Origin of the sequence: Streptomyces sp. MUM 203J, from assembly GCF_022414595.1 — a bacterium.
Classification (GTDB): Bacteria; Actinomycetota; Actinomycetes; order Streptomycetales; family Streptomycetaceae; genus Streptomyces.
In genome coordinates this window covers 15,375-40,830 of the sequence record NZ_JADWYO010000056.1, presented here as the reverse complement: position 1 = coordinate 40,830, position 25,456 = coordinate 15,375, and the positions used below count along the sequence as shown (strand labels likewise).

Annotated in this window: 25 protein-coding genes; 6 read left to right on the top strand and 19 right to left on the bottom strand. The window is 73.4% G+C overall.

The features are described from left to right. Window positions 1-362: 362 nt before the first annotated feature. A complete protein-coding gene (locus tag I3F58_RS23400) occupies window positions 363-2,069 on the bottom strand; it encodes a glycerol-3-phosphate dehydrogenase/oxidase (protein WP_240110641.1) in 1,707 nt (568 codons plus the stop codon). A 281-nt stretch (window positions 2,070-2,350) separates the two neighbouring features. Between I3F58_RS23400 and I3F58_RS23395 the strand changes: the two genes are divergently transcribed. Then, window positions 2,351-3,592, top strand: a complete 1,242-nt coding sequence (locus I3F58_RS23395; RefSeq protein ID WP_240110640.1) for a nucleotide sugar dehydrogenase — start codon at window positions 2,351-2,353, stop codon at window positions 3,590-3,592. A gap of 547 nt (window positions 3,593-4,139) precedes the next feature. Here the strand turns inward: I3F58_RS23395 and I3F58_RS23390 are convergent. The 4 genes from I3F58_RS23390 to I3F58_RS23375 all read right to left on the bottom strand — a co-directional run bounded on the left by I3F58_RS23390 (window position 4,140) and on the right by I3F58_RS23375 (window position 8,543). Next, window positions 4,140-5,264 carry a GuaB3 family IMP dehydrogenase-related protein gene (locus I3F58_RS23390; RefSeq protein ID WP_240110639.1) on the bottom strand — a complete coding sequence of 375 codons (1,125 nt, stop codon included), beginning with the start codon at window positions 5,262-5,264 and terminating at the stop codon, window positions 4,140-4,142. A 108-nt stretch (window positions 5,265-5,372) separates the two neighbouring features. Then, complete coding sequence (gene guaB / locus I3F58_RS23385) at window positions 5,373-6,881, bottom strand: IMP dehydrogenase (protein WP_240110638.1); 1,509 nt, start codon at window positions 6,879-6,881, stop codon at window positions 5,373-5,375. A 170-nt stretch (window positions 6,882-7,051) separates the two neighbouring features. After that, window positions 7,052-7,657 (bottom strand): sigma-70 family RNA polymerase sigma factor, encoded by a 606-nt coding sequence (locus I3F58_RS23380; RefSeq protein ID WP_275678847.1) that lies wholly within the window; start codon window positions 7,655-7,657, stop codon window positions 7,052-7,054. Between the two features lie 274 nt (window positions 7,658-7,931). Beyond that, a complete protein-coding gene (locus I3F58_RS23375; RefSeq protein WP_003948568.1) occupies window positions 7,932-8,543 on the bottom strand; it encodes a response regulator transcription factor in 612 nt (203 codons plus the stop codon). Between the two features lie 435 nt (window positions 8,544-8,978). Between I3F58_RS23375 and I3F58_RS23370 the strand changes: the two genes are divergently transcribed. Then, the gene (locus I3F58_RS23370; protein ID WP_240110637.1) at window positions 8,979-9,299 is read left to right on the top strand and encodes a WhiB family transcriptional regulator; all 321 of its coding nucleotides are present in this window, start codon (window positions 8,979-8,981) and stop codon (window positions 9,297-9,299) included. 92 nt (window positions 9,300-9,391) lie between these two features. Here the strand turns inward: I3F58_RS23370 and I3F58_RS23365 are convergent, their stop codons facing one another. Beyond that, window positions 9,392-10,294, bottom strand: coding sequence for a LysR family transcriptional regulator (locus I3F58_RS23365; RefSeq protein WP_240110636.1), 903 nt, complete (start codon window positions 10,292-10,294; stop codon window positions 9,392-9,394). An 84-nt stretch (window positions 10,295-10,378) separates the two neighbouring features. On the opposite strand from I3F58_RS23365, the gene I3F58_RS23360 reads away from it, so the two are divergent. Beyond that, on the top strand, window positions 10,379-11,086 hold the full coding sequence (locus tag I3F58_RS23360; RefSeq protein ID WP_240110635.1) for an MOSC domain-containing protein: 708 nt from the start codon (window positions 10,379-10,381) through the stop codon (window positions 11,084-11,086). A gap of 147 nt (window positions 11,087-11,233) precedes the next feature. Further along, window positions 11,234-12,007: an SDR family oxidoreductase gene (locus tag I3F58_RS23355; protein ID WP_240110634.1), complete on the top strand. Its 774-nt coding sequence runs from the start codon at window positions 11,234-11,236 to the stop codon at window positions 12,005-12,007. Window positions 12,008-12,093: 86 nt separating this feature from the next. Here the strand turns inward: I3F58_RS23355 and groL are convergent, their stop codons facing one another. Both groL and groES read right to left on the bottom strand, forming a co-directional pair. After that, on the bottom strand, window positions 12,094-13,722 hold the full coding sequence (gene groL, locus I3F58_RS23350) for a chaperonin GroEL (protein WP_240110633.1): 1,629 nt from the start codon (window positions 13,720-13,722) through the stop codon (window positions 12,094-12,096). A gap of 117 nt (window positions 13,723-13,839) precedes the next feature. Next, on the bottom strand, window positions 13,840-14,148 hold the full coding sequence (gene groES / locus I3F58_RS23345; RefSeq protein ID WP_240110632.1) for a co-chaperone GroES: 309 nt from the start codon (window positions 14,146-14,148) through the stop codon (window positions 13,840-13,842). Between the two features lie 259 nt (window positions 14,149-14,407). Between groES and I3F58_RS23340 the strand changes: the two genes are divergently transcribed. Then, complete coding sequence (locus I3F58_RS23340) at window positions 14,408-14,749, top strand: hypothetical protein (protein WP_240110631.1); 342 nt, start codon at window positions 14,408-14,410, stop codon at window positions 14,747-14,749. An 83-nt stretch (window positions 14,750-14,832) separates the two neighbouring features. Here the strand turns inward: I3F58_RS23340 and I3F58_RS23335 are convergent, their stop codons facing one another. From I3F58_RS23335 to tsaB, 6 genes are all read right to left on the bottom strand, one after another. Continuing rightward, on the bottom strand, window positions 14,833-15,732 hold the full coding sequence (locus I3F58_RS23335; protein ID WP_240110630.1) for a polysaccharide deacetylase family protein: 900 nt from the start codon (window positions 15,730-15,732) through the stop codon (window positions 14,833-14,835). 171 nt (window positions 15,733-15,903) lie between these two features. Continuing rightward, complete coding sequence (locus I3F58_RS23330) at window positions 15,904-16,833, bottom strand: polysaccharide deacetylase family protein (protein WP_240110629.1); 930 nt, start codon at window positions 16,831-16,833, stop codon at window positions 15,904-15,906. A gap of 257 nt (window positions 16,834-17,090) precedes the next feature. Then, window positions 17,091-17,333: a hypothetical protein gene (locus I3F58_RS23325; protein WP_275678853.1), complete on the bottom strand. Its 243-nt coding sequence runs from the start codon at window positions 17,331-17,333 to the stop codon at window positions 17,091-17,093. An 11-nt stretch (window positions 17,334-17,344) separates the two neighbouring features. Further along, window positions 17,345-18,439 carry a tRNA (adenosine(37)-N6)-threonylcarbamoyltransferase complex transferase subunit TsaD gene (gene tsaD / locus I3F58_RS23320; protein ID WP_240110627.1) on the bottom strand — a complete coding sequence of 365 codons (1,095 nt, stop codon included), beginning with the start codon at window positions 18,437-18,439 and terminating at the stop codon, window positions 17,345-17,347. Beyond that, window positions 18,432-18,917, bottom strand: coding sequence for a ribosomal protein S18-alanine N-acetyltransferase (gene rimI, locus I3F58_RS23315; RefSeq protein ID WP_240110642.1), 486 nt, complete (start codon window positions 18,915-18,917; stop codon window positions 18,432-18,434). The genes tsaD and rimI overlap by 8 nt, the downstream gene beginning before the upstream one ends. Window positions 18,918-18,940: 23 nt before the next feature. Then, window positions 18,941-19,594: a tRNA (adenosine(37)-N6)-threonylcarbamoyltransferase complex dimerization subunit type 1 TsaB gene (tsaB, locus tag I3F58_RS23310; protein ID WP_240110626.1), complete on the bottom strand. Its 654-nt coding sequence runs from the start codon at window positions 19,592-19,594 to the stop codon at window positions 18,941-18,943. Between the two features lie 104 nt (window positions 19,595-19,698). Between tsaB and I3F58_RS23305 the strand changes: the two genes are divergently transcribed. Continuing rightward, on the top strand, window positions 19,699-20,304 hold the full coding sequence (locus I3F58_RS23305; protein ID WP_240110625.1) for a L,D-transpeptidase: 606 nt from the start codon (window positions 19,699-19,701) through the stop codon (window positions 20,302-20,304). Window positions 20,305-20,658: 354 nt separating this feature from the next. On the opposite strand, the gene I3F58_RS23300 is transcribed toward I3F58_RS23305, so the two are convergent. The 5 genes from I3F58_RS23300 to I3F58_RS23280 all read right to left on the bottom strand — a co-directional run bounded on the left by I3F58_RS23300 (window position 20,659) and on the right by I3F58_RS23280 (window position 25,456). After that, on the bottom strand, window positions 20,659-20,838 hold the full coding sequence (locus tag I3F58_RS23300) for a hypothetical protein (protein ID WP_240110624.1): 180 nt from the start codon (window positions 20,836-20,838) through the stop codon (window positions 20,659-20,661). Window positions 20,839-20,972: 134 nt separating this feature from the next. Beyond that, entirely contained in the window at window positions 20,973-21,494 is a 522-nt protein-coding gene (tsaE, locus tag I3F58_RS23295; protein WP_240110623.1) for a tRNA (adenosine(37)-N6)-threonylcarbamoyltransferase complex ATPase subunit type 1 TsaE, read from the bottom strand. A gap of 9 nt (window positions 21,495-21,503) precedes the next feature. Beyond that, window positions 21,504-22,643 (bottom strand): alpha/beta fold hydrolase, encoded by a 1,140-nt coding sequence (locus tag I3F58_RS23290; protein WP_240110622.1) that lies wholly within the window; start codon window positions 22,641-22,643, stop codon window positions 21,504-21,506. Window positions 22,644-22,652: 9 nt separating this feature from the next. Continuing rightward, complete coding sequence (alr, locus tag I3F58_RS23285; protein ID WP_240110621.1) at window positions 22,653-23,816, bottom strand: alanine racemase; 1,164 nt, start codon at window positions 23,814-23,816, stop codon at window positions 22,653-22,655. Between the two features lie 197 nt (window positions 23,817-24,013). Continuing rightward, window positions 24,014-25,456: an NAD(P)H-hydrate dehydratase gene (locus I3F58_RS23280; RefSeq protein ID WP_240110620.1), complete on the bottom strand. Its 1,443-nt coding sequence runs from the start codon at window positions 25,454-25,456 to the stop codon at window positions 24,014-24,016.

Here is a 25,456-nt window from a genome sequence, read left to right as displayed (position 1 = left end):
GCCCCGGTCTGCCCGGGAGCCTCCGCGAGCCCGTGTGCCGCGCGCACCACGACCGGGGCCGCCCTTCTGCCCGCCGTCACCACTCCGCTGAGGTTTCCGCGCCGCGTTTCGCGACTGCTCCGCTCCCGACATGCGTCCCCTCTGCGATCCTGTTCCTCGCCCGCGCCTGCCGCGTCCGCGCGATGCGGTAACCCGCCCTGGAAGAGCCTTCATTGTCCCTTACTCCGGGACCGCCGGTTCTTCCGGGTCCGCCGCCGCCAGGATGACGGGAAGGCGGGGCGGCACGCCATGGCGCTGATGAGGACGAGTCGGACGGGGCCCTTGGTTCTGGCGGGACGCCGGGGAAACGAACCCGCACCCGGCTACAGCGGCACGATGTCCGGCGCTCCCAGCCGTGCGGCGTCCGCCGTCTGGTCGTCGGGCTGGCGCTGGGACTCACGCTCCGCCTCGACCCGCTTCTCGTAGTGCTCCACCTCCCTCGCGATCTGGTCCTCGCTCCAGTCCAGGACTCTGGCCATCAGTTCTGCGCACTCGCGGGCGCAGCGGGTGCCCCGGTCGAAGGTCTCGATGGAGATACGGGTCCGGCGGGTGAGGACGTCGTCCAGATGGCGGGCGCCCTCGTGGGAGGCGGCGTACAGGACTTCGGCACGCAGATAGTCGTCCGCGCCGGTGACGGGCTCGCCGAGGCCCGGGTCCTCGGTGACCAGGTCGAGCAGCTCCTCGGTCAGGGAGCCGTACCGGTTCAGCAGGTGCTCGACCCTGGCGACGTGCAGCCCGGTCCGCGCGGCGATGCGGGCGCGGGCGTTCCACAGGGCCCGGTAGCCCTCGGCGCCCAGCAGGGGGACGTCCTCCGTGACGCAGGGAGCGACACGTGTGTCCAGCCCGTGCACGGCCTCGTCCACGGCGTCCTTCGCCATGACCCGGTAGGTCGTGTACTTGCCGCCCGCGACGACGACGAGCCCGGGGACGGGGTGCGCGACGGTGTGCTCCCGGGACAGTTTGCTGGTCGCGTCGGATTCCCCGGCCAGGAGGGGGCGCAGGCCGGCGTACACGCCCTGGACGTCGTCGCGGGTGAGGGGTACGGCGAGGACGCTGTTCACATGATCCAGCAGGTAGTCGATGTCGGCGCTGGACGCGGCCGGGTGGGCCTTGTCGAGGTCCCAGTCGGTGTCGGTGGTGCCGATGATCCAGTGGCGTCCCCAGGGGATGACGAAGAGCACGCTCTTCTCGGTGCGGAGGATCAGCCCGGTCGTGGAGTGGATGCGGTCCTTGGGCACGACCAGGTGGATGCCCTTGGAGGCGCGGACGTGGAACTGGCCGCGCTCGGCGATGAGGGCCTGGGTGTCGTCGGTCCACACACCGGTGGCGTTGACGACCTGTCGGGCGCGGACCTCGTACGTGCCGCCCGCGTCGACGTCCTGGACCCGGGCGCCGACGACCCGCTCCCCCTCACGGAGGAAACCGACCACACGGGCACGGCTCGCCACCTGCGCCCCGTAGCCCGCGGCCGTACGGACGAGGGTGGCGACATAGCGGGCGTCATCCATCTGGGCGTCGTAGTACTGCAGGGCGCCGACGAGGGCGCCCCTGCGGAGGGCGGGGGCGACGAGCAGGGCGCGGCGCCGCGACAGATGCCGGTGCACGGGCAGACCGCGGCCGTGGCCCGAGGACAGGGACATCGCGTCGTACAGGGCGACGCCGGAGCCCGCGTACAGGCGCTCCCAGGCGCGGTGCTGGAGCGGGTACAGGAACGGCACGGGTTTGACCAGGTGGGGGGCGAGCCGCTGGAGCAGCAGCCCGCGCTCCTTCAACGCCTCCCGCACGAGGGCGAAGTCGAGCATCTCCAGGTAGCGCAGGCCCCCGTGGATGAGCTTGCTGGAGCGGCTGGAGGTCCCGGACGCCCAGTCGCGCGCCTCGACGAGGCCGGTGGCGAGGCCGCGGGTGGCCGCGTCGAGAGCGGTGCCGGCGCCGACGACCCCGCCGCCGACGACCAGCACGTCCAGCTCGCGTTCGGCCATGGCCGCGAGGGACTCCGCCCGCTCCCGGGGCCCCAGTCTGGCTGTCCTCACCGCTACCTCCCGTAGCCCGTCGCCTTCAGTCGTCGTGCTTCTGCCCGTGCACCCTCCGTCGCCCTCCGTGTGGCCGGGCTCACTGACTCGATTCTGTCCCCGCTCACTCACATCGGCCACCGGCCCCGCCCGGCCTGTGGACAACTCCCGGTTCGCCACGTCCACCCAATACGACATAACGGTCATATTTACGCCTAGTCTGACATTGCGTTCGCCTGTGTCTTCTCCAGGGCGGGCGCACCTCGTCCCCTCCGGCTCCAAGGGAAGGACGGCTCACCCCCATGCCCGCAGACCTCGCCGTCATCGGCCTCGGCCACCTCGGACTGCCCCTCGCCCACGCCGCCACCGCCGCCGGTGTCGCCACCATCGGCTACGACACCGATCCCCGCCCGGTCGCGGAACTCGCCGCCGGGCGGGTCCCGGTCGACGGGGCGCTCACCCCGCCCGAGGTCCGCCGGATGCTGTCACGCGGCTTCCGTCCCACCACGAACCCCGCCGAGCTGGGGCGCGTCCGCACGGCCGTCATCTGCGCCCCCGCGCGCCCCGGCGCCGCCCGCACGGTGGATCTCTCGGCCGTCACCGACGCCGCCCACGCCCTCGCCTCACGGCTGCGTCCGTACACCACGGTGCTGCTGGAGTCTCCCGTACCGCCCGGGACCACCGAGAACATGGTGCGTCCGCTCCTGGAGGAAGGGTCGGGGCTGCGGGCCGGACGGGACTTCCACCTCGCGTACTCCCCCGCCCGCCTGGACCCGGGCAACCGCTCGTACGACCACGCCCACACCCCCAAGGTCATCGGCGGGCTCACCCCCGCCTGCACCGAGTCGGCCGCCGCGTTCTACGGACGGCTCACCGACAAGGTCGTACGCGCGCGCGGCATCCGCGAAGCGGAGATGACCCACGTCCTGGAGACCAACTACCGGCACGTCAACATCGCCCTCGTCAACGAGACGGCGGTGCTCTGCCACGAGCTGGGCGTCGACCTCTGGGACGTGATCCGCTGCGCCGAGACCAAGCCGTTCGGCTTCCAGGCGTTCCGCCCCGGCCCCGGTGTGGGCGGCCACGGCCTGCCCCTCGACACGATCGGCCCCCACCGCACACTCCGCCTGGTCGAACTGGCCGGACAGATCAACGAACGCATGCCGCAGTACGTGACCGCCCGCTGCGCCACGCTCCTCAACGAGCACGGCAAGTCCGTGCGCGGCGCGCGCGTACTGCTCCTCGGCGTCACCTACAAGCCGGACCTGGCCGACCAGGAGGGCTCACCCGCACCGGAGATCGCCCGCCGGCTGATGGGCATGGGCGCGGCGGTCAGCTACCACGACCCGTACGTCCCGGTCTGGCGGGTGGCCGACGTACCGGTTCCCCGCGCGGACTCCCTGTACGAGGCGGCCGCCGCGGCGGACCTGACTATCCTGCTCCAGCACCACCGCACGTACGACCTCCAGGGCCTGTCGGTCAAGGCCCAGCTCCTGCTGGACACCCGTGGGGCCACGCCCACGGGGGCGGCGCACAGGGTGTGAAGGGAGCGCGTGGGACAGGGCAGGGCCCAGGGCCGGTGGCACACAGCGCCACCGGTGCGGGACGAACAGGCGGAGCCCGGCAGCGGTCTCCTGGAACCCAGGCAGAGCGTCCGCCCCGCCTTCCCGGGGCGGCCGCTCACTTCCCGCAGATCCGCAAGATCCGCCTCCTCCGGCGCTTCACGGTCCGCAGGCGGATCCGGTCCCGGCGGGTGGGCCGGCGGCGACGGCCCACGGGCACGCCCCCTTCCACGACGCCATCGGCCCGGCAGGCGGTCCGTCCGGATCGGGCCGGGCCCCGGGGGCCCGGGTCCGGAACGTCTGCCTGGAAGAGGGCGGCCCGGAGAGCGGGGTCGCCGGGAAGATCGCCGGTGCCCCCGGACACGGCCCCTCACGCGTTCCGCCCGAAGGCCACCGCGCGCCCCTCCCCCGGCACGACGCGCCCCACCGGGTCCACTCGGGCGAGCCCCGGGGCACACGAAGAGGCCCGGCCCACCTCACCGGTGGCCGGGCCTCTCACCTGTTCATACCGAGCACAGCGGCTGCGCTCTCACCGCCGGTGCTGCGACTCCGCGACGGTCACCTCGACGCGCTGGAACTCCTTCAGCTCGCTGTAGCCGGTCGTGGCCATCGCGCGGCGCAGGGCGCCGAAGAAGTTCATGGAGCCGTCCGGGGTGTGCGACGGGCCGGTGAGGATCTCCTCCGTGCTGCCGACGATGCCCAGGTCGACCAGCTTGCCGCGCGGCACGTCCTCGTGGACCGCCTCCATGCCCCAGTGGTGGCCCTTGCCGGGCGCGTCCGTGGCGCGGGCCAGCGGGGAGCCCATCATCACGGCGTCGGCACCGCACGCGACGGCCTTCGGCAGGTCACCGGACCAGCCGACCCCGCCGTCCGCGATGACGTGCACGTACCGGCCGCCCGACTCGTCCAGGTAGTCCCGGCGGGCCGCCGCCACGTCCGCCACGGCCGTGGCCATCGGCACCTGGATGCCCAGCACGTTGCGGGTGGTGTGCGCGGCGCCGCCGCCGAAGCCCACGAGCACGCCCGCCGCGCCCGTCCGCATCAGGTGCAGGGCCGCCGTGTAGGTGGCGCAGCCGCCGACGATGACCGGCACGTCCAGCTCGTAGATGAACTGCTTCAGGTTCAACGGCTCCGCGGCGCCCGACACGTGCTCGGCGGACACCGTCGTGCCGCGGATGACGAACAGGTCGACACCCGCGTCCACCACGGCCTTCGAGAACTGCGCGGTGCGCTGCGGCGACAGCGCGGCGGCGGTGACCACGCCCGCGTCGCGCACCTCCTTCAGGCGCTGCCCGATCAGCTCCTCCTTGATCGGCGCCGCGTAGATCTCCTGCAGACGGCGGGTCGCGGTCTCCTCGTCCAGCTCGGTGATCTCGTCGAGCAGCGGCTGCGGGTCCTCGTGCCGGGTCCACAGGCCCTCGAGGTTCAGAACGCCCAGGCCACCCATCCGCCCGATGCGGATCGCGGTCTCCGGGGAGACCACGGAGTCCATGGGCGCGGCCAGGAACGGCAGCTCGAAGCGGTAGGCGTCGATCTGCCAGGCGATCGAGACCTCCTTCGGGTCCCGGGTGCGCCGGCTCGGTACGACGGCGATGTCGTCGAACGCGTACGCCCTGCGGCCGCGCTTGCCGCGCCCGATCTCGATCTCAGTCACGATGTGTGGCCTTTCCGGTTTACGTCTGCGCCTACCAGTATCACCGACGCATACCTGAGGGGCGGCTCGGGCGCTCGTCCGCGCCCGGGCCGCCCCCACACGCGCGTGCTACCGCTTGCTGTTGCTGTAGTTCGGCGCCTCGACCGTCATCTGGATGTCGTGCGGGTGGCTCTCCTTGAGCCCCGCGGAGGTGATGCGGACGAAGCGGCCCTTGGACTCCATCTCCTCGACGGTGGCGGCGCCCACGTAGCCCATGGTCTGGCGCAGACCGCCCACGAGCTGGTGCAGGACGTTGGCCAGCGGACCGCGGTAGGGCACCTGGCCCTCGACGCCCTCGGGCACGAGCTTGTCGTCGGAGGCGACGTCGGCCTGGAAGTAGCGGTCCTTCGAGTACGACCTGGCCTGGCCGCGGGACTGCATGGCACCGAGCGATCCCATGCCGCGGTACGACTTGAACTGCTTGCCGTTGATGAAGAGCAGCTCGCCGGGCGACTCCTCGCAGCCCGCGAGGAGGCTGCCGAGCATCACGGTGTCGGCACCGGCGGCCAGCGCCTTGCCGATGTCGCCGGAGTACTGCAGACCGCCGTCACCGATCAGCGGGACACCGGCCGGGCGGGCCGCGAGCGAGGCCTCGTAGATGGCGGTGACCTGCGGGACACCGATGCCCGCGACCACGCGGGTGGTGCAGATCGAGCCGGGACCCACGCCCACCTTGATGCCGTCCACACCGGAGTCGATCATCGCCTGCGCGCCGTCGCGGGTGGCGACGTTCCCGCCGATCACGTCGACGTTCACACTCGACTTGATCTTCGACATCCAGCTCAGGGCGTTGCTGTTGTGGCCGTGCGAGGTGTCGACGACCAGGAAGTCGACACCGGCCGCGGCGAGCGCCTGGGCGCGCTCCAGCGCCTCGGGGCTGGCACCCACGGCGGCGCCGACCAGCAGGCGCCCCTCGGTGTCCTTGGCGGCGTTCGGGTACTGCTCCGCCTTGACGAAGTCCTTGACGGTGATCAGGCCCTTGAGGATGCCCGCGTCGTCGACCAGCGGCAGCTTCTCGATCTTGTGCTTGCGCAGCAGCTCCATGGCCTCCACGCCGGAGATGCCGACCTTGCCGGTGACCAGCGGCATCGGAGTCATGACCTCGCGCACCTGGCGGCTGCGGTCGCTCTCGAAGGCCATGTCACGGTTGGTCACGATGCCCAGCAGCTTGCCGGCCGGGTCGGTGACGGGCACACCGCTGATGCGGAACTTGGCGCACAGCGCGTCGGCCTCCGCGAGCGTGGCCTCCGGGTGCACCGTGATCGGGTCGGTGACCATGCCCGACTCGGACCGCTTCACCAGGTCGACCTGGTTGACCTGGTCCTCGACGGACAGATTGCGGTGCAGGACCCCGACGCCGCCCAGTCGGGCCATGGCGATCGCCATGCGCGCCTCGGTGACCTTGTCCATGGCGGCGGACAGGAGCGGGATGTTGACCCGGACGTTCCGGGAGATGCGGGACGAGGTGTCGACCGCGTTGGGGAGCACCTCGGACGCGCCCGGCAGCAGCAGCACATCGTCGTAGGTCAGCCCGAGTGTCGCGAATTTTCCGGGCACTCCGTCGACGTTGGCAGTCATGACACCTTCCCCAATGGCCTTGATCGGTGCAGATGTCCATGCTAACGGCCCGAGGCGGTGTCTCATTCCACGAGCAAGATCACTCGCAAGCTTTGGAGCTTCACACGTATGACATCCGCCATACGCCTGCGGGGACCGGGGCGCCCGGCACACGGCTCCGGGGTCGGCCGCTACTGCTCCGCCAGCGCCCGCAGCCGGCTCAGCGCCCGGTGCTGGGCCACCCGGACCGCGCCCGGGGACATGCCGAGCATCTGGCCGGTCTCCTCCGCGGTCAGCCCCACGGCGACCCGCAGCAGCAGCAGTTCACGCTGGTTCTCCGGGAGATTGGCGAGCAGCCGCCGGGCCCATTCGGCGTCGTCGCTGAGCAGCGCGCGCTCCTCGGGCCCCAGAGAGTCGTCGGGCCGCTCCGGCATCTCGTCGGACGGTACGGCCGTGGAACCCGGGTGCCGCATGGCGGCCCGCTGCAGGTCGGCGATCTTGTGCCCGGCGATGGCGAAGACGAACGCCTCGAAGGGGCGGCCCGTGTCCTTGTAGCGGGGAAGGGCCAGCAGGACGGCGACGCAGACCTCCTGCGCGAGGTCCTCGACGAAGTGACGGGCGTCTCCCGGCAGCCGGTTGAGCCGGGTCCGGCAGTAGCGCAGCGCCAGCGGGTGCACATGAGCGAGCAGATCGTGCGTGGCCTGCTCGTCGCCCTCGACGGCAAGGTGCACGAGTGCGCCGATGGACCCCGGCCCCGGTGCGGGGGCGGGGGGTGCCGGCGTCTGGTCGTCGTGCATCGGTCCATGGTGCCTTGACCGTGTCCGCTCCGTGGCACCGCGTCCCGCCTTGTGCACCGAAGCGTTATGAGCAGGTGCGCCGGAACTCATCCCCTGCGCCCTCCCCTCCCGCTCGATCGACTCGTCCCCGAGGAACTCCACCCCTCAAGGATGCGGCATCGCGCCGGAAACAGACATCGAGCCCGCGCCACCCCGTCCGCCGTGCGGCGGACGGGGGTCTCCCCGGCCGTCACAGCCAGGGGTCGGGGCAGCGGGGAGGTCCACCGGACACGGCCTAGCGCACCAGGCCCCAGCGGAAGCCGAGCGCCACGGCGTGCGCCCGGTCCGAGGCGCCCAGCTTCTTGAACAGCCGCCTCGCATGGGTCTTGACGGTGTCCTCGGAGAGGAACAGCTCCCGGCCGATCTCCGCGTTCGAACGGCCGTGGCTCATCCCCTCCAGCACCTGGATCTCGCGGGCGGTGAGGGTGGGCGCCGCACCCATCTCGGCGGACCGCAGCCGACGCGGGGCGAGCCGCCAGGTGGGGTCGGCGAGGGCCTGGGTGACAGTGGCGCGCAGCTCGGCGCGCGAGGCGTCCTTGTGCAGATAGCCCCGGGCACCGGCGGCGACGGCGAGCGCCACGCCGTCGAGGTCCTCAGCCACGGTGAGCATGATGATGCGGGCGCCGGGGTCGGCGGAGAGCAGCCGCCGGACGGTCTCCACGCCGCCCAGTCCGGGCATGCGTACGTCCATCAGAATCAGGTCCGAGCGGTCCGCGCCCCAGCGGCGGAGGACTTCCTCGCCGTTGGCCGCGGTCGTGACGCGCTCGACACCGGGCACGGTCGCGACGGCGCGGCGGAGCGCTTCTCGGGCAAGCGGGGAGTCGTCGCAGACGAGGACGGAAGTCATGACCGCCCTCCGCAGCTGATGCGCGTCACCTTGGGCCTCCAGGCTGGTTACGAATCGTCACCTGTGCGGTTGACGCTCTCGGACACCTGCCCGAGCGCTTTGTGTTTCAACCGCCTCGACACTCTCAACGACGGTCACCCGAAAGAGTTACGGGTTCGGCCACCTCCTTCGACACGCTGCGTAAGGAAGCGCATACGGAGGAGAGCGCCGCAGGTCACCGCCGTCCCGCGACGGCCCCGCGACAGCCTCGCGACGCCCCCGCAGGGAACTCACTCAGAGCTATGCCCCATTTAGCGCCTTTTCCTTCCCTTTGCTGGTGTCTGTGGCTAGATTCGCAATGAGTCATATTTACATCTACTGCGACAAGACGTCCGCTCAACGAGCCCCTCGGCGGGCTCAGGTACCGACTCGACCGGTCACAAGGGGACATGCGCCATGGCAGATTTCTCCCGCCTTCCCGGACCCAACGCCGACCTATGGGACTGGCAGCTGCTGGCAGCCTGCCGCGGGGTCGACAGTTCACTCTTCTTCCACCCGGAGGGGGAGCGCGGCGCGGCACGGAGTGCGCGCGAGAACTCGGCGAAGGAGGTCTGCATGCGGTGCCCGGTCCGCGCGGAGTGCGCGGCCCACGCACTGGCCGTGCGGGAGCCGTACGGAGTATGGGGCGGCCTCACCGAGGACGAGCGCGAGGAGCTGATGGGGCGAGCGCGCACCCGGCTGGTCACCACGTCCGCGGCACCGGCGGGCAAGCACTGAGCACCCGTCAGGAGCGGCCGGGGCGGAGAAGACTGAAGGAACGTTTCAGCGGGAACCGGCGGCGCCCCGCCGCCCGGCCGGTGCGCCCGGCGTCACGCGCGCGCGGCGGCGGCCTCCAGCTGGTCCAGGGTGGCCGCGACGGCCGGGACCTGGGCCAGGTCCGGCAGGGTGAGCGCGACGATCTCCCGCTCCACGCGCGGCTCGACCACGACCGTCCGGGCGCCCCGGGGCCTTACGGACGCGATGGCCAGCTCCGGGAGCACGGCGACCCCCAGACCCGCGCCGACCAGGCCGACGACGGCCGGGTAGTCGTCGGTCGCGAAGTCGATACGGGGGGTGAAGCCCGCACTCTCGCACACGTCCACGAGTTGGCGGCGGCAGCGCGGGCACCCCGCGATCCACGGCTCGTCGGCCAGCTCCGCGATGGCCACGGCCCCCGCGCCCGCGAGCCGGTGCCCCTCCGGGACGAGGCCGACCAGCCGGTCGCCGAGCAGGGGCCGTACGACCAGGTCGGCCCACTCGGCCTCGGCCGCCGCCCCGTCCCCGTACCGGAAGGCGAGCGCGATGTCGCAGTCGCCCTCGCGGAGCATCTCGACCGAGCGCGGCGGCTCGGCCTCGACGAGCGAGACGCGGGTACCGGGGTGGGCGGCACGCAGGGCGGCGAGAGCGGTGGGCACCAGGGCGGAACTGCCGCTGGGGAAGGAGACCAGGCGGACGCGGCCCGCCCGCAGGCCCGCGATCGCGGCGACCTCCTCCTCGGCCGCGGTCAGCCCCGCCAGGATCCCGGCGGCGTGCCGCACAAGGGCCTCGCCCGCCTGGGTGAGCCGCATCTCGCGGCCGGTGCGGATCAGCAGCGGCGTGCCCGCGGACGCCTCCAGGGCCTTCATCTGCTGGCTGACCGCGGGCTGGGTGCAGCCGAGTTCGCGGGCCGCCGCCGAGAAGGAGCCGGTGGCGGCGACGGCGCGCAGGACGCGGAGGTGGCGGGCTTCGATCACCCTTTGAATATAAGACCATCTTGGGAAGAACACCGAATACTCGATGGCTGCTTTGAGGCGCCGGCGAGGGTTACTGTGCGCACCATGACAGACATGGGGAGCAGCGCGGGCGCGCTGGTGCTGACGGTGAACGCGGGGCGGGCGAAGCAGGCGGACTACACCGACGCGCCTGCCGGGACCGGGATCGACAAGCGCCCGGTGGACGGTCCGGTACGGGTGAGCGACCCGGGGCCCAAGGGGACGGGCGGCAGCGGGGTGGCGGGTGACACCATCTGCGAGCTGCGCCACCACGGGGGAACCGACCAGGCCGTGTACGCCTTCGCGCGCGAGGAGCTGGACTTCTGGGAGCGGGAGCTGGGGCGGCCGCTGACGAACGGCGTCTTCGGGGAGAACCTGACGACCTCGGGACTCGACGTGGACGGGGCGCTGCTCGGGGAGCGGTGGCGGGTAGGGCCCTCGCTGGTGCTGGAGGTGACCAGGGGGCGGGTGCCGTGCCGGACGTTCGCGGGGTGGCTGGGCGAGCGGGGCTGGGTGAAGCGGTTCACGCAGCGGGCGGCGCCGGGGGCGTATCTGCGGGTGATCGAGCCGGGTGAGGTGCGGGCCGGGGCTCCGGTGGAGGTGGTGCACCGGCCGGACCACGGGGTGACGGTGTCGCTGGCGTTCCAGGCGGAGACGACACGGCGGGAGCTGTTGCCGGGGATTCTGGAACTGGGGGACGCGGTGCCGCACCCGGGGCTGGTCAGGGCCGCACGCCGGTACGCGGCCCAGCAGGCGGGAGGCCGGGAGGTCTGACGGGGGCGGCAGACCGCTGCCCCCGTCGACGCGCGCTCCCTCTCCGAGCTCCTGGGGGGGGTGGGCACGCACGGCGCTCGCCCCCACGGCGCGGCCGGGGCGTGGGCGCCCACGCCCCGCCTCGGCACGGGGCACTAACGTGCCCGTATGACGAGTGCACTGATTACTGGCGCGACCGCGGGCATCGGGGCCGCGTTCGCGCGCCGCCTCGCGGCGGACGGCCACGATGTGGTCCTGGTGGCCCGCGACGCGGAACGCCTCCGGGAGCAGGCGACCGAGCTGCACGACCGGCACGGCGTGGAGGCGGAGGTGCTCTCCGCCGACCTGGCCGAGGAGGAGGGCATCGCCGCCGTCGAGGCGCGGCTGTCCCACCCGAAGCGGCCGGTCGACCTGCTGGTCAACAACGCCGGGTTCGGCAACAAGGGCCGTTTCCTGGACGTGAAGATGGCCGACGAGCTGCGCATGCTGAAGGTGCACTGCGAGGCGGTCCTGCGGCTGACCTCCGCCGCGACGGCCGCCATGCGTGAGCGCCGCCGCGGCGGGGTCGTGAACGTGGCGTCGGTCGCCGCGTTCGTGCCGCGCGGCACGTACGGCGCGTCGAAGGCGTGGGTCGTGCAGTTCACCCAGGGCGCGGCACGGGACCTGGCGGGCAGCGGGGTGCGGATGATGGCACTGTGCCCCGGCTTCGTACGGACGGAGTTCCACGAGCGGGCCGGGATGGGCACGGACAACATCCCGGGGTGGATGTGGCTGGACGCCGACAAGGTCGTGTCGGACGCGCTGGCCGACCTGGGGCGAGGACGCACCCTGTCAGTGCCGGACCCGCGCTACAAGGCGCTGATGGGCGTGGTGAAGCTGGCGCCGCGCGGGCTGCTGGGCGGGGTGACCTCGAAAGCCGGGCGCAAGTACGGCCCGAAGTGACGGCTGAGGCCCGGTGCCCCTCCAGGGGCGCCGGGCCTCAGTGCTGAACATCCGTCAGGACGTCAGGGACGTCGGTGCGTCACACCTCAGTGGGCGTGGCCGTGACCGTGGCCGTGGCCCGCCTCGGCCGGCTCCTCTTCCTTCTTCTCCACCACGAGGGTCTCGGTGGTGAGGAGGAGGGAGGCGATGGACGCGGCGTTCTCCAGGGCGGAGCGGGTGACCTTCACAGGGTCGATGACGCCGGCCTTGACCAGGTCGCCGTACTCGCCGGTGGCGGCGTTGTAGCCGCTGCCCTTCTCCAGCTCGGAGACCTTGGCGACGATGACGTAGCCCTCCAGGCCCGCGTTCTCCGCGATCCAGCGCAGCGGCTCGACGGCGGCGCGGCGGACGACGGCGACACCGGTGGCCTCGTCGCCCTCCTTGCCGAGGTTGCCCTCCAGCACCTTGACGGCGTGGACCAGGGCGGATCCACCACCGGAGACGATGCCCTCCTCGACCGCGGCGCGGGTCGCGGAGATGGCGTCCTCCAGGCGGTGCTTCTTCTCCTTCAGCTCCACCTCGGTGGCGGCGCCGACCTTGATGACGCACACGCCGCCGGCCAGCTTCGCGAGGCGCTCCTGGAGCTTCTCGCGGTCCCAGTCGGAGTCCGTGGCCTCGATCTCGGCCTTGATCTGGGCGACGCGGCCCTCGACGTCCTCGCGCTTGCCGGCGCCGTCGACGATCGTCGTGTCGTCCTTGGTGACGGTCACGCGGCGGGCGGTGCCGAGCACCTCCAGACCGGCCTGGTCGACCTTGAGGCCGACCTCTTCGGAGATGACGGTGGCGCCGGTGAGGACGGCCATGTCCTGGAGCATCGCCTTGCGGCGGTCGCCGAAGCCGGGGGCCTTCACCGCGACGGCGTTGAAGGTGCCGCGGATCTTGTTGACGACGAGGGTGGAGAGGGCCTCGCCCTCGACGTCCTCGGCGATGATCAGCAGCGGCTTGGAGCCACCGGTCTGGATGATCTTCTCCAGCAGCGGCAGCAGGTCCGCGATGGCGCCGATCTTGCCCTGGTGGATCAGGATGTACGGGTCGTCGAGGACGGCCTCCATACGCTCCTGGTCGGTCACCATGTAGGGGGACAGGTAGCCCTTGTCGAAGGCCATGCCCTCGGTGAAGTCCAGCTCCAGACCGAAGGTGTTGGACTCCTCGACGGTGATGACACCGTCCTTGCCGACCTTGTCCATGGCCTCCGCGATCAGCTCACCGACCTGCTGGTCCTGAGCGGACAGCGCGGCGACGGCGGCGATGTCGGACTTCTCCTCGATCGGGCGGGCCGTGGCGAGCAGGTCCTCGGAGACGGCGGCGACGGCGGCGTCGATGCCCTTCTTGAGGGAGGCGGGGGAGGCGCCGGCGGCGACGTTGCGCAGACCCTCCTTGACGAGGGCCTGGGCCAGCACGGTGGCGGTGGTCGTACCGTCACCCGCGATGTCGTTGGTCTTGGTCGCCACCTCCTTCACCAGCTGGGCGCCGAGGTTCTCGTACGGGTCCTCGACCTCGACCTCGCGGGCGATGGTGACACCGTCGTTGGTGATGGTGGGGGCGCCGAACTTCTTGTCGATGACGACGTTGCGGCCCTTGGGGCCGATCGTCACCTTGACCGTGTCGGCAAGCTTGTTGACGCCGCGCTCAAGGGCGCGACGGGCGTCCTCGTCGAACTTCAGGATCTTCGCCATGGGAGCGGTTCAGCCCTCTCGGAAATGGTGGAAAGAACCTGCGCCCCTGGCCGCCCGCGGAGAAACCAGGGGGTCAGGGGCGCAGCTCAAAGCATCTGGCTCAGGTGCCTTGGAGACTTACTTCTCGATGATCGCGAGGACGTCGCGAGCCGAGAGGACGAGGTACTCCTCGCCGCTGTACTTCACCTCGGTGCCGCCGTACTTGCTGTAGAGCACGACGTCGCCGACCTTGACGTCGAGCGGCAGACGCTCGCCGTTCTCGAAGCGGCCCGGGCCCACGGCCAGGACAGCGCCCTCCTGGGGCTTCTCCTTGGCGGTGTCAGGAATGACCAGGCCAGAGGCAGTGGTCTGTTCGGCGTCGAGCGGCTGGACCACAATGCGGTCCTCGAGCGGCTTGATGGCAACCTTGGAGCTGGTGGTCGTCACGATCCGACCTCCCCCTTCGGAGATCTCACGGGGTCTTCTGTCTGAGGTGGCGACCAGGTCGATCCGTCGTCGCGGGTGCCGGACCTGCCCGTCGCTGTATTGGCACTCTCCTGCGGGGAGTGCCAGAGCCGAGACTATGACCGCGATTAGCACTCGGTCAAGCGGAGTGCCAATTCCACGCCGGATGCCGTGTTGCCGCACCACCCGGACCGCACACGCGTGCGGGACAGGGGCGGGGCGGCGCCCTTAGAGTGCGTCCATGCCCGCCGACGACCCCGAACGCCCCGCCGGGACCGGAGCCCGGTACGGGTATCCGGAGTATCCGCGCCTCGGGCCCGCCGTCCGCGGGCCCCTGCTTGTGATCGTCCTGCTCGCGCTGGACGCCGGGCTGATCCGCGGCGCGCTGGCCCTGACGTTCGCCGCGGCGTTCGGGCTCCACGGCGGGGAGGTCTTCCTCGCCGCGCACGGCCTGACGGCGGGTCTGATCACTCTCAGCGCGTACGTCCTGCGGCGGCGGGGCCGGCCGTTCATCGCGGCCCTGCAGTACGCCGTGGGGGCCGGCGTGGCCGTGTGGGTGCTGTACGTCCTGTGGGCGGGGTGACGGCCGGGTTCAGTCCCTCGACGGCGGAGCCGTGAACCGGGCGGGGCCGGGAAGGCCCGGGAGAGGCCCCTCACCGGACGGGTCTAACCCACGTAGTCCTCCAGGCGGGCCACCGCGTAGCCCTTGGCGGTGATGGTGTCCATGGCGCGGCGGATCATGTCGGCCATGCTGCCGTTCCACAGGGTGCGGCCCCGGAAGTGGGTCAGCACGATGTCGCCCGGGTGCAGGTCGCGGTCCCATTCGCGCCACTCCATCCGGTCGGGGAACGCCTCCGCCGCCCACAGCGGCACGGCCTTGATGCCGCAGGACCGGGCGGCCCGCAGGGTGTCACGGTTGTAGGCGCCGTACGGCGGGCGGAACAGCGTCGGCCGCTTGCCGAACGTCCGCTCCATGGTGTCCTGCTGGCCGCAGATCTCGCGCTTCTGCGTCTCGTACGGCAGAGCCCGCAGATAACGGTGGTTGAGCGTGTGGTTGCTGAGCACCACGCCCGCGTCCCGCATCCGCTTGAAGTAGCCGTAGTCCTCCCGCACGAGATAGTCGCTGAGGAAGGCGCTGTACGGGATGTCCAGCTCGGCCATCATCCGCAGCAGTTCGGGGTCCTTCTCGGCGCCGTCGTCGATGGTGAGGAACACGACGCGGTCCTTGGTCGGGACGGTCGTGAAGACCGGCGGGAGGCTGTCGTCCCCGACCTCGAAGCCCGGCCGGAAGGTGATCTCCGGCTTCTCCTCCGGCGGTGCCGGTGCGAGCAGCGGCGTCTGCTTCAGGCCCCACTTCCTCGCCACCGCCGCCCGCACGGCCTGCGCGTGCCGGAACCGATCGACGTACGCGGCGATCGCACCCGACGGGGTCAGCTGCCGGGCCTGCTGCCCGCCCGGGCCCAGCGCGGCCTCGCCGAGCCCGCCGCCGCGGCCCGGGTCGCGCGTGCCGCAGGCCGTGACGAGCGCCGCGACGAGCAGCGCGGCGGCGACCAGCCGGACACGCATCCGCCGCGGACCGCGAGCCGCACATGACTGCGATGACCCTCTTTGTCGTACTAGCTGCATGGCGCCGCATCCTGTCAGCGCGGCGTCCCCTCGCCCGTACGACACCGCCGCGCGCCCGGCACCATCCCCCGCCCGGCCCACAGCGGCGGGCCGCGCCCCGCCCGGCACGGCCTACACGTAGTCCTCCAGACGGGCCACGGTGAAGCCCTGCTCCTGGATACGGCGGAGCATGGCCGCGGTCATCTCGGTCATCGTCGCGCCCTTGAGGTCCTTCGGGCCGCGGAAGTGGGCCAGGATGATGTCGCCGGGGCGCAGTTTCCGGTCGCCGCGCTGGTACTGCATGTCGTGGATCTGCATGGACTCGCGCCACAGCACGATCGCGTCGATCCCGCACCGGCCCGCGGCGGCGCGGGTGGCCTCGTTCCAGTTGCCGTAGGGCGGACGGAAGAGGCGGGGGGCCGTGCCGTAGGTGTCCTTGAGCCTGGCCTGCTGGCCGCAGATCTCCTTCTGCTGGGCGTCGGCGCCCAGGGTGCGGAGGTCTGGGTGGGTCAGGGTGTGGTTGGCGACACCGTTGCCGAGGGCGGCGAGCGGCTTGAAGTAGCCGTAGTCGCTCCGTATCTCGGAGTCGGTGAGGAACATCGTGAAGGGGACCTTCAGGTCTCGCATCATCGTGACGAACTCCGGGTCCTTCTCGACGCCGTCGTCGATGGTGAGGAAGACGACCTTGTCCCCGGTCGGTATCCCGCTGATGACGGGGACCTCGCCGGCGCCGGTGCGCGGCGTCCTGACCGGCTTCGTCCCGGGCGGGGCGGGCCGTTCGGGGAAGGGCCTGAGGCCCCACTTCCGGTACGCGGCCTCCGCGCGCTCCCGTTCACCGGCCGCACCGGGGGCGGGTGAGACGGGGTCAGGGGAGCGGCCCCGCGACGCGCCCCCGCCCGAGCCGGCCGCGGCCGGGGAACCTGCGGGCGCGGAGGGCTCCCCGGGGGGCGCCGCACCCGCGCCCGTACCGCCGCCCTCCCCCGCGGTACAGCCGGATATGAGCCCCGATGCGCAGAGGGCGGCCAGCGCGGCCGCCGCGACGTTCAGCGTCGTCTTCTTCACGTGTCTGAGGGATGCGCGAAAAGCTCCGTCGGTTCACCCGTCCGCGTGTGACACGGCCGTGCGTGAAGCCGCCCCGCGCCGCCACGGCAGGACCACGCCTGCGGCGCTCGCCGCCCGGACCGGCGCCGTCCGCCACAGGGGCGGCTCCAGCCCCGCGGCGGCGGCCGGCGCGGCCGGGGCCGGGGCGGCGGCCCCGGCCCAGCCCTCGGCTGGGCAGCGGACGCCCTGGAGGAGGAGGCCGGCACGCGTCCCGGGCCCTAACTCAGGCCGTGCGAGGTGAAGCGCCAGCGGTGGACGGGACGGGTGAGCAGGCCGGCCGGGGGCTCCGGCAGTTCGGGCAGGTCATCGGCGGCGTCCCCGTCCCACCAGGTCAGGACCAGGACCCGGTCCTGGTCCGCCGTGAAGGTCTCGCGGCGCAGCGGCTGGGCCGGCAGCCGCTGGGCCCGCGCCCACTCCAGCAGTTCCCCGCCCCGGCCGTGCACCGCCCGGGCCTCCCACATCAGCGTGAGCGTCACGAGTACAGGTTCCCCTTGCTGATCTCGTGCAGATGGTCGTGGTCGTGATCGCCCGGCACATGGGGATCCGTCACCGGCAGCGACGAGTCCGCCGACAGCCCCAGGTCGGACACCGGCCGGTTGCGGGCCACCATCTCCGCGCCGAGTGCCGCGACCATCGCCCCGTTGTCGGTGCACAGCCCCGGACGCGGCACCCGCAGCCGGATACCGGCCCGCTCGCAGCGCTCCTCCGCCAGGGCCCGCAGCCGCGAGTTGGCCGCGACACCGCCGCCGATCATCAGATGGTCGACGCCCGCGTCCTTGCAGGCCCGCACGGCCTTGCGGGTCAGGACGTCCACGACCGCCTCCTGGAAGGACGCCGCCACGTCCCGGACCGGCACGTCCTCACCTGCCGCGCGCTTCGCCTCCACCCAGCGGGCGACGGCCGTCTTCAGCCCGGAGAAGGAGAAGTCGTACGCCGCGTCGCGCGGTCCCGTCAGTCCGCGCGGGAACGCGATCGCCGCCGGGTCGCCCTCCCTGGCCAGCCGGTCGATGACGGGCCCGCCCGGGAAGCCCAGGTTCAGCACCCGCGCGATCTTGTCGAACGCCTCGCCCGCCGCGTCGTCGATCGTCGCGCCCATGGGCCGTACGTCCGCCGTGATGTCCGGGGCCAGCAGCAGCGACGAGTGACCGCCGCTCACCAGCAGCGCCATGGTCGGCTCGGGCAGCGGCCCGTGCTCCAGCTGGTCCACGCAGATGTGCGAGGCCAGGTGGTTCACCCCGTAGAGCGGCTTGCCCAGGGCGTACGCGTACGCCTTCGCCGCGGAGACGCCGACGAGCAGCGCGCCCGCCAGACCCGGCCCCGCCGTGACGGCGACGCCGTCCAGGTCGCGGGCCGAGACACCGGCCTCCGCGAGGGCCCGCTCGACGGTCGGGATCATGGCCTCCAGGTGGGCGCGGGAGGCGATCTCGGGGACCACGCCGCCGAACCGGGCGTGGTCGTCGACGCTGGACGCGACGGCGTTCGCGAGCAGGGTCGTGCCGCGGACGATGCCGACGCCGGTCTCGTCGCAGGAGGTCTCGATTCCGAGGACGAGGGGTTCGTCAGCCATGGCTCTCACTCTGTTCAACGGTGTCTTGTACGGCGTCTTGTACGGTCAGGCGCATCACGAGCGCGTCCACGTTCCCGGGCTGGTAGTAGCCGCGCCGGAAGCCGATCGGCGCGAAGCCGAAGCGCTCGTACAGCCGCTGTGCGCGCGCGTTGTCGACCCGCACCTCGAGGAGCACCTCCTGGCACTCGAAGTCCGTGGCGTACCGGAGCAACTCGGTCAGCAGCCGGGCGCCGAGCCCGCTGCCCCACCGGTCGCGGGCGGCGGCGATGGTCTGCACGTCCCCGAGCCCGCCGGCCGCGGCCAGCCCGGCGTACCCGACGATCCGCCCGCCGTCCCCTTCGGCGACGACATACCGGCGGGTCGCGGCCGGGCCGCGCGCATGGGCGAGTTCCGACCAGAACATGCCCTCCGACCAGGCGTCGTCGGGGAACAGCTCCCGCTCCAGGTCCAGTACCGGCGGGATGTCCCACCACCGCATCTCGCGGAGGACCACCTCGGCGCTCACTGCGGCGTGACCACCTTGTAGTTCTTCGGCACCTGCGCGTCCGGCCGCCGCAGGTACAGCGGCAGCGGGTCCAGCAGGGTCTCGCCCGCCGCCAGCCGCTCCGCCGCCAGTCCCGCCAGCGCGGCGGCCGACTGGTGCTCGGGCTCCCGGGCGTCCGGGAAGACCTCGCCGTACAGCCGCGCCCCGGCGCCGACAGCGGGGAGCCCGGCGACCAGGTCCGCGATGTCGGCGGGCCGGTCCACGGCGGGCTCCGTCACCCGGGTGCGGGCGTCGTCGTACCGCGCCCAGTAGACCTCCTTGCGGCGGGCGTCGGTCGCCACGACGAACGGCTCGTCGAACCCGGAGGCGTACGCGAGCCCGTCGAGCGTGCACAGCCCGTGGACGGGGACGCCGAGTGCCGAGCCGAAGGTCGCGGCGGTGACGAGTCCGACGCGGAGCCCCGTGTACGGGCCGGGGCCGACGCCCACCACGAGGTCCGTGACGGCGTCCAGGCCGAGCCCGGCCTCGTCGAGGACCCGGTGGACGGCGGGCAGCAACAACTCCCCGTGCCTGCGGGCGTCGACCTGACTCGACTGGGCGACGACGGACTGCCCGTCGTGGAGGGCGACGGTGACGGCGGGCGTGGCGGTATCCATGGCGAGCAACAGCACGCGAACAGCCTACGGCTCCCGCGAGGTGGGGCACGGCGGCCCCGTGGCGCCCCGGGGCTGCTGCTACCGTCACATCCCGACAGTCGTACGAGAGGTGGGGCAGCGTGGCAAGGAGCAGCTCGGGATTCGTGGCCGGGCTCACCGCGGCGGCACTGGCGACAGTCGGTTTCCTGGCCTACCAGGCGTCCGCGACCGCCCCCGAGACACTCCGGGGCGGTACGCACGGCGCGTCGTCCAGCTCCCCGTCGCCGTCCCCCTCCCCGTCGGCCGGCACGTCCGGCACCGGCCCCGCGCCCGGCTCGTCGGCGCCCGCCGAGCCGTCCGGTTCGGCGGAGCTGCCCGCGGACTCGGGCTCTGGCGAGCGGGTCGTGTACGGGCTGAAGGACCGGCGGGTGTGGCTGGTGGACGCGGACGGCGAGGTCGTACGGACCTTCGCGGTCATGCCCAGCACGGTGCACCCCGCCCCCGGCTCGTACTCGGTGACGTCCCGCTCGGGGGCCGTGACGGGGTCGGACGGGGCGCAGGTCGAGCACGTGGTGCGGTTCACGACGGTGGGCGGGGTGACGGTCGGCTTCAGCGCGGCGGTCGACGGCTCCACGCCCAGCCCGGACCCGTCGCGCCGGACGGGCGGTGTCCGCATGACCCGCGAGGACGGCGGCGAACTGTGGAAGTTCGCGCAGGTCAACTCGAAGGTGGTCGTGGTCCCGTAGCAGGGTCTCCGCCCCTCCCCGAACCCGGGGGCTCCGCTCCTCGCACGCCGGAGGGTCCCGGTGCGGGCGCCACCGGCAGGCGAGCGGGAGGGAGAGCCGCCGGGCACGGTTCGGCCCGCCCGGGACGTTGAGGGCGGGCCCCGTCCAGGCACCGTCCACGCCCGCCCGCCGCTCGCTGCCGACACCGGTCAGGCGTCTCAGCAGCCCGCCAGAGGGCTGCGGCCGGGCGCCGCGGCACGGTTCACCCCACCGGCACTCACCCTCAGGCGCCCTCCGGGCTCCGTTCAGGCGCGCGGGCGGGGTCCGGGAGGCACCCCCGGTTCCGAGGGGGAGCGGGGGGAGAAGGCCCGGCACCTACGCGGCAGCGCGACGCGGCGGCCGCTCACGGCCCTCGGTCCCGGTCGCGTCGGCCGCCTCCGCGGCCTCGGCCTCGGGCGTCGGCGGCGTGCACACCGCGTCCGCCGCCGCGGCCACCGCCAACAGCTCCCGCACCGACACGGCCCGTGGGCGTTCCGGCTGCTCCCGCTCCCGCATGGCGGCCTCCCGGCTCAGGCGAACTTAGGCAGACCTAACCAAGGTCTGGCCCCCATGTCACCACGCCTGGGACGTACCCCGCAAGCATTTACCGACACCTTGTCGGAACGTACGGGCAGGCACGGGCCCGCGCCCTACCCCACGACCCCGGCCAGCCCGGCGTCGGCCCACCGCTCCCCCACCCCGGTGAGCGCGACCTCCCGCCGGTCGTCGTCCGTGGCTCCCACCACCCGGTGGATCACCACGTGCAGCCGGTCCTCCGTCAGGTCCTCGACCTTGCCGTCGCCCCACTCCACGACGACCACCGACTCCGGCAGCGAGACGTCCAGGTCCAGGTCCTCCATCTCGTCCAGTCCCCCGCCCAGCCGGTAGGCGTCCACGTGCACCAGCGCGGGTCCGCCCACCAGAGAGGGATGCACGCGCGCGATGACGAAGGTCGGGGACGTGACGGCCCCGCGCACCCCCAGCCCCTCGCCCAGGCCACGTGTCAGGGTCGTCTTGCCCGCACCCAGCTCGCCGGTGAGCATCACCAGGTCTCCGGGGCGCAGCAGTTTCGCCAGGGCACGGCCCAGCTCCTGCATCTCCTCGGGCGAGTGAACGGTGACACGGGCGGTGACGGCGGGGGTGGAGGCCCCCGGGAACTGCGCTGCTTCCATACAGCAAACCTAACCGCTCGCCCGCGGCTCCAGCCCCGCCCGCGCGAGCAGCGCCTCCACCGCCTCCGTCACCGCCTCCGGGTGCTCCAGCATCACCAGGTGCCCCCCGTCGGGCACGACGACCAGCTCCGCGTCCGGCAGCACCGCGGCCAGCGCCTCCGTGTGGGACCGCGGCGTGACCAGGTCCCGCTCCCCCGCCAGAGCCAGTACCGGAACGCCCGCCAGGACACCCGCCACCGCGTCCGCCTTGTCGTGCTCCGCGAACGCCGGGTAGAACTCCGCGACCACGTCGACCGGCGTCGCCTCGATCATGCGCTCCGCGAACCGGGCCACCAGCGGGTCCACGTCCCGGGACCCGAAGCTGTAGCGCTTGATGATCCCCGCGAACAGGTCGGCCGTCGCCCGCCGCCCGCGCTCCACCAGCTCCGCCCGCGACCCGAGGGCCCGCAGCACGCCGGGCAGGACCCGCCGTACGGCGTTGACGCCGACCGCCGGCAGGCCGTAGCTGACCTCGGCCAGCCGCCCCGCCGAGGTCCCGACGAACGCGACCCCGGCGACCCGCTCCCGCACCAGCTCCGGATACTGCTCCGCCAGCGCCATGATCGTCATCCCGCCCATGGAGTGCCCCACCAGCACCAGCGGCCCCTCGGGCGCGGCGGCGTCCAGCACCGCCTTCAGGTCCCGGCCCAGCAGGTCGATGGAGACCGGCTCCCCGTCGGGCCCGGACTGGGCCGCCCCGCGCGCGGAACGGCCATGGCTGCGCTGGTCCCAGAACACCGTCCGGACCCGCCCGCGCAGCGCGGCGCGCTGGAAGTGCCAGGAGTCCTGGCTGAGGCAGTAGCCGTGGCAGAACACCACGGTGGCGGGGGCGCCGCGTCCGTGAGGTGCCACCTCGTCGATCTCGTACGAGAGCGCCGTGCCGTCCTCCGCGAGCGCCGTACCCGGGGTGCCGCGCAGCTCGCCGAACGGTCCGGCCACGTCCAGGGCGAGCCGCGCCTCACGCCGCATGGAGCGGCCCACCGTGAGCCGCTCCACGGCGACCCCGGCCGCCGCGCCCACCGCGACGACCCCTATGGCCGCCCCGGCGATCCCGGCGCGGCGCCAGCCGCCGCTCCCCGCACCCCCGGCTACGGCGTCCGCCGCGTCCATGCCGACCCCCTAGGCGTCCGTCTCACCCACGTAGACGCGCGGGACCCGCTGCCCGATCCGGGTGACGATCTCGTACGCGATGGTGCCGGCGGCCCGTGCCCAGTCCTCGGCCGTGGGCTCGCCGTCGTCGCCGGGCCCGAACAGCACGGCGCGGGCACCGGGGTCGACGGTGTCGGCGCCCAGGTCGAGGACGAACTGGTCCATGGCGATCCGGCCCGCGACCGTACGCACCGCCCCGCCCAGGAGGACCGGCCCGCGCCCGGAGGCCTGGCGCGGGACCCCGTCGGCGTACCCGACCGGCACGAGAGCCAGGTTCGTCTCGCGGTCCGTGACGTAGTGATGGCCGTAGCTGATGCCGAGGCCCGCCGGGGCCTGCTTGACGGACGCCACACGGGCGGACAGCCGCATCACGGGCCGCAGCCCGTAGTCGGCGGGGGTGCCCAGCTCCGGGCTGGGCGAGATCCCGTACATGGCGACCCCGGCCCGCACGAGGTCGAAGTAGGAGCCCGGGAGGGTGAGCGTGGCGGGCGAGTTGGCCATATGCCGCACCTCGGGCCGGACGCCTGCCTTCTCGGCGTGCTCCAGCATGTCCTGGAACCGCGCCAGCTGCTCGGCGATGGAGGGGTGGCCGGGCTCGTCGGCACAGGCGAAGTGCGACCACAGCCCGGTGACCCGCACCAGCCCCTCGGCCTGCGCGGTCAGCGCCTCGCTCACCAGGCGCGGCCAGTCGGCGGGCAGACAGCCGTTGCGGCCGAGCCCGGTGTCGGCCTTCAGCTGCACGCGCGCGGGGCGCCCGGCGGCGCGGGCGGCCTCGGTGACCTCGTCCAGCGCCCACAGCCCGCTGACCGTCACGTCCACGTCCGCGTCGATCGCGGCGCGCCAGGGCCCGCCCGGCGTCCACAGCCAGCACAGCAGCGGTGCGTCGATCCCGGCGGCCCGCAGCGCGAGCGCCTCGTACGGGGTGGCGGTGCCGAGCCAGGTCGCCCCGGCCTCCAGCGCGGCGCGCGCGCACGGCACGGCCCCGTGCCCGTACGCGTCGGCCTTCACCACGCCCATGACCTGCGCGCCACCCGGCGCGACCCGGGCCCGCAGCGCCCGCACGTTGGCGCGCAGCGCGGCGAGGTCGATCTCAGCGGAGGCCCGGGCGGTGCCGGGGTGCGGTGTCGTACTCATCGGGCCCAGTGTGTCAGGTGGGCCCCCCGGCCCACTCAGGCCCGTCCCCCGGTACCCCTCCGGGGGAGTACCGAGGGCGGGCGCCGTTCTGCGGACACCCGCCGCCGAACAGCTCGCGGGAGCGGCGCCGGGGCGCGCCCCCGCGCGGCGGGCACCGCCGGGAAGGGACGGGAGCAGGGAGGACGCCCTCCGGAGGCCTACTCCCGCCCGGTGCCGCCCACCACGTCCCGCCACGCCCCCGCCAGGGCCTCCCCCACGTCGTACGCCGCCACCGGCGCCCCCCGCGCGGCCCGCCTCGCCGCCAGCCCGTGCAGGTACGCAGCCGCGGACGCCGCGTCCCTCGGCACCAGCCCCGCCGCCAGAAGCGACCCCGCCAGCCCCGACAGCACGTCGCCGCTCCCGGCCGTCGCCAGCCAGGACGTCCCGGTCGGATTGACCCGCACCGGGAGCCCGCCCGAGGGGTCGGCCACCAGGGTCGTGGACCCCTTCAGCAGCACCGTCGCCCCGTACCGCCCCGCCAGCTCCCGCACCGCGTCCAGCCGCCGCGCCTCGACCTCCTCGCGGGCCACGCCCAGCAGCGCCGCCGCCTCTCCCGCGTGCGGGGTCAGCACGGTCGGCGCGGACCGGTCCCGCACGGCCCCGGGGTCCAGCAGCCGCAGCCCGTCCGCGTCCACGAGGACGGGCACCTCGGAGGCGAGCACCTCCTCCGCCCCGGGCGTGTCCCCCAGCCCCGGCCCGACGACCCACGCCTGGACACGCCCCGCCTTGCGCGGTGACCCGTCGTGCACCAGCGTCTCCGGGTGCCGGGCCAGCACGGCGTTCCCGGCGGGCCCCACGTACCGCACGGCCCCCGCTCCGCCCCGCAGTGCCCCCGTCACGGCGAGCACGGCGGCTCCCGGGTACCGCGCCGACCCGGCGACCAGCCCGACCACGCCCCGCCGGTACTTGTCGCTCTCCGCCCCGGGCACGGGCAGCAGCCGCGCCACGTCCGCGTGCTGGAGCGCCTCGAGTTCCGGTACGTCCGGCAGGTGCGGGCCCAGCCCGATGTCGACGAGCCGCAGCGCGCCCGCGTACTCCCGCGCCGGGTCGACGAGCAGCCCCGGCTTGTACGCGCCGAAGGTCACCGTGGCGTCGGCCCGTACGGCCTCCCCGTCCACCGTGCCCGTGTCGGCGTCCACACCGCTCGGCAGGTCCACGGCCACCACGACCGCGTCCGAGCCGCGCGCGGCCCGCACCACGGGCACGGCGCCGGGCCGCAGCCCGCCGCTGCCGCCGATGCCGGTGATGCCGTCCAGGACCAGGTCCGCGCGGGTCAGCACCGCGAACGGGTCCTCCGCGACCCGCCCGCCCGCACGCCGCAGCGCGTCCAGCCCCGCCTCATGGGCCCGCGCCCCCAGCAGCACCGCCGCCACCCCGGCGCCACGCCGCGCCAGCCGGGCGCCCGCGTACAGGGCGTCACCCCCGTTGTCGCCGCTGCCGACCAGCAGGACCACCCTGGCCCCGTACACCCGCCCGAGCAGCCCGGCACAGGCCCCGGCCAGCCCCGCGGCGGCCCGCTGCATCAGGGCCCCGTCCGGCACCCGCTCCATCAACGCGGCCTCGGCCGCCCGCACGGTCTCGACACGGTATGCAGTACGCAC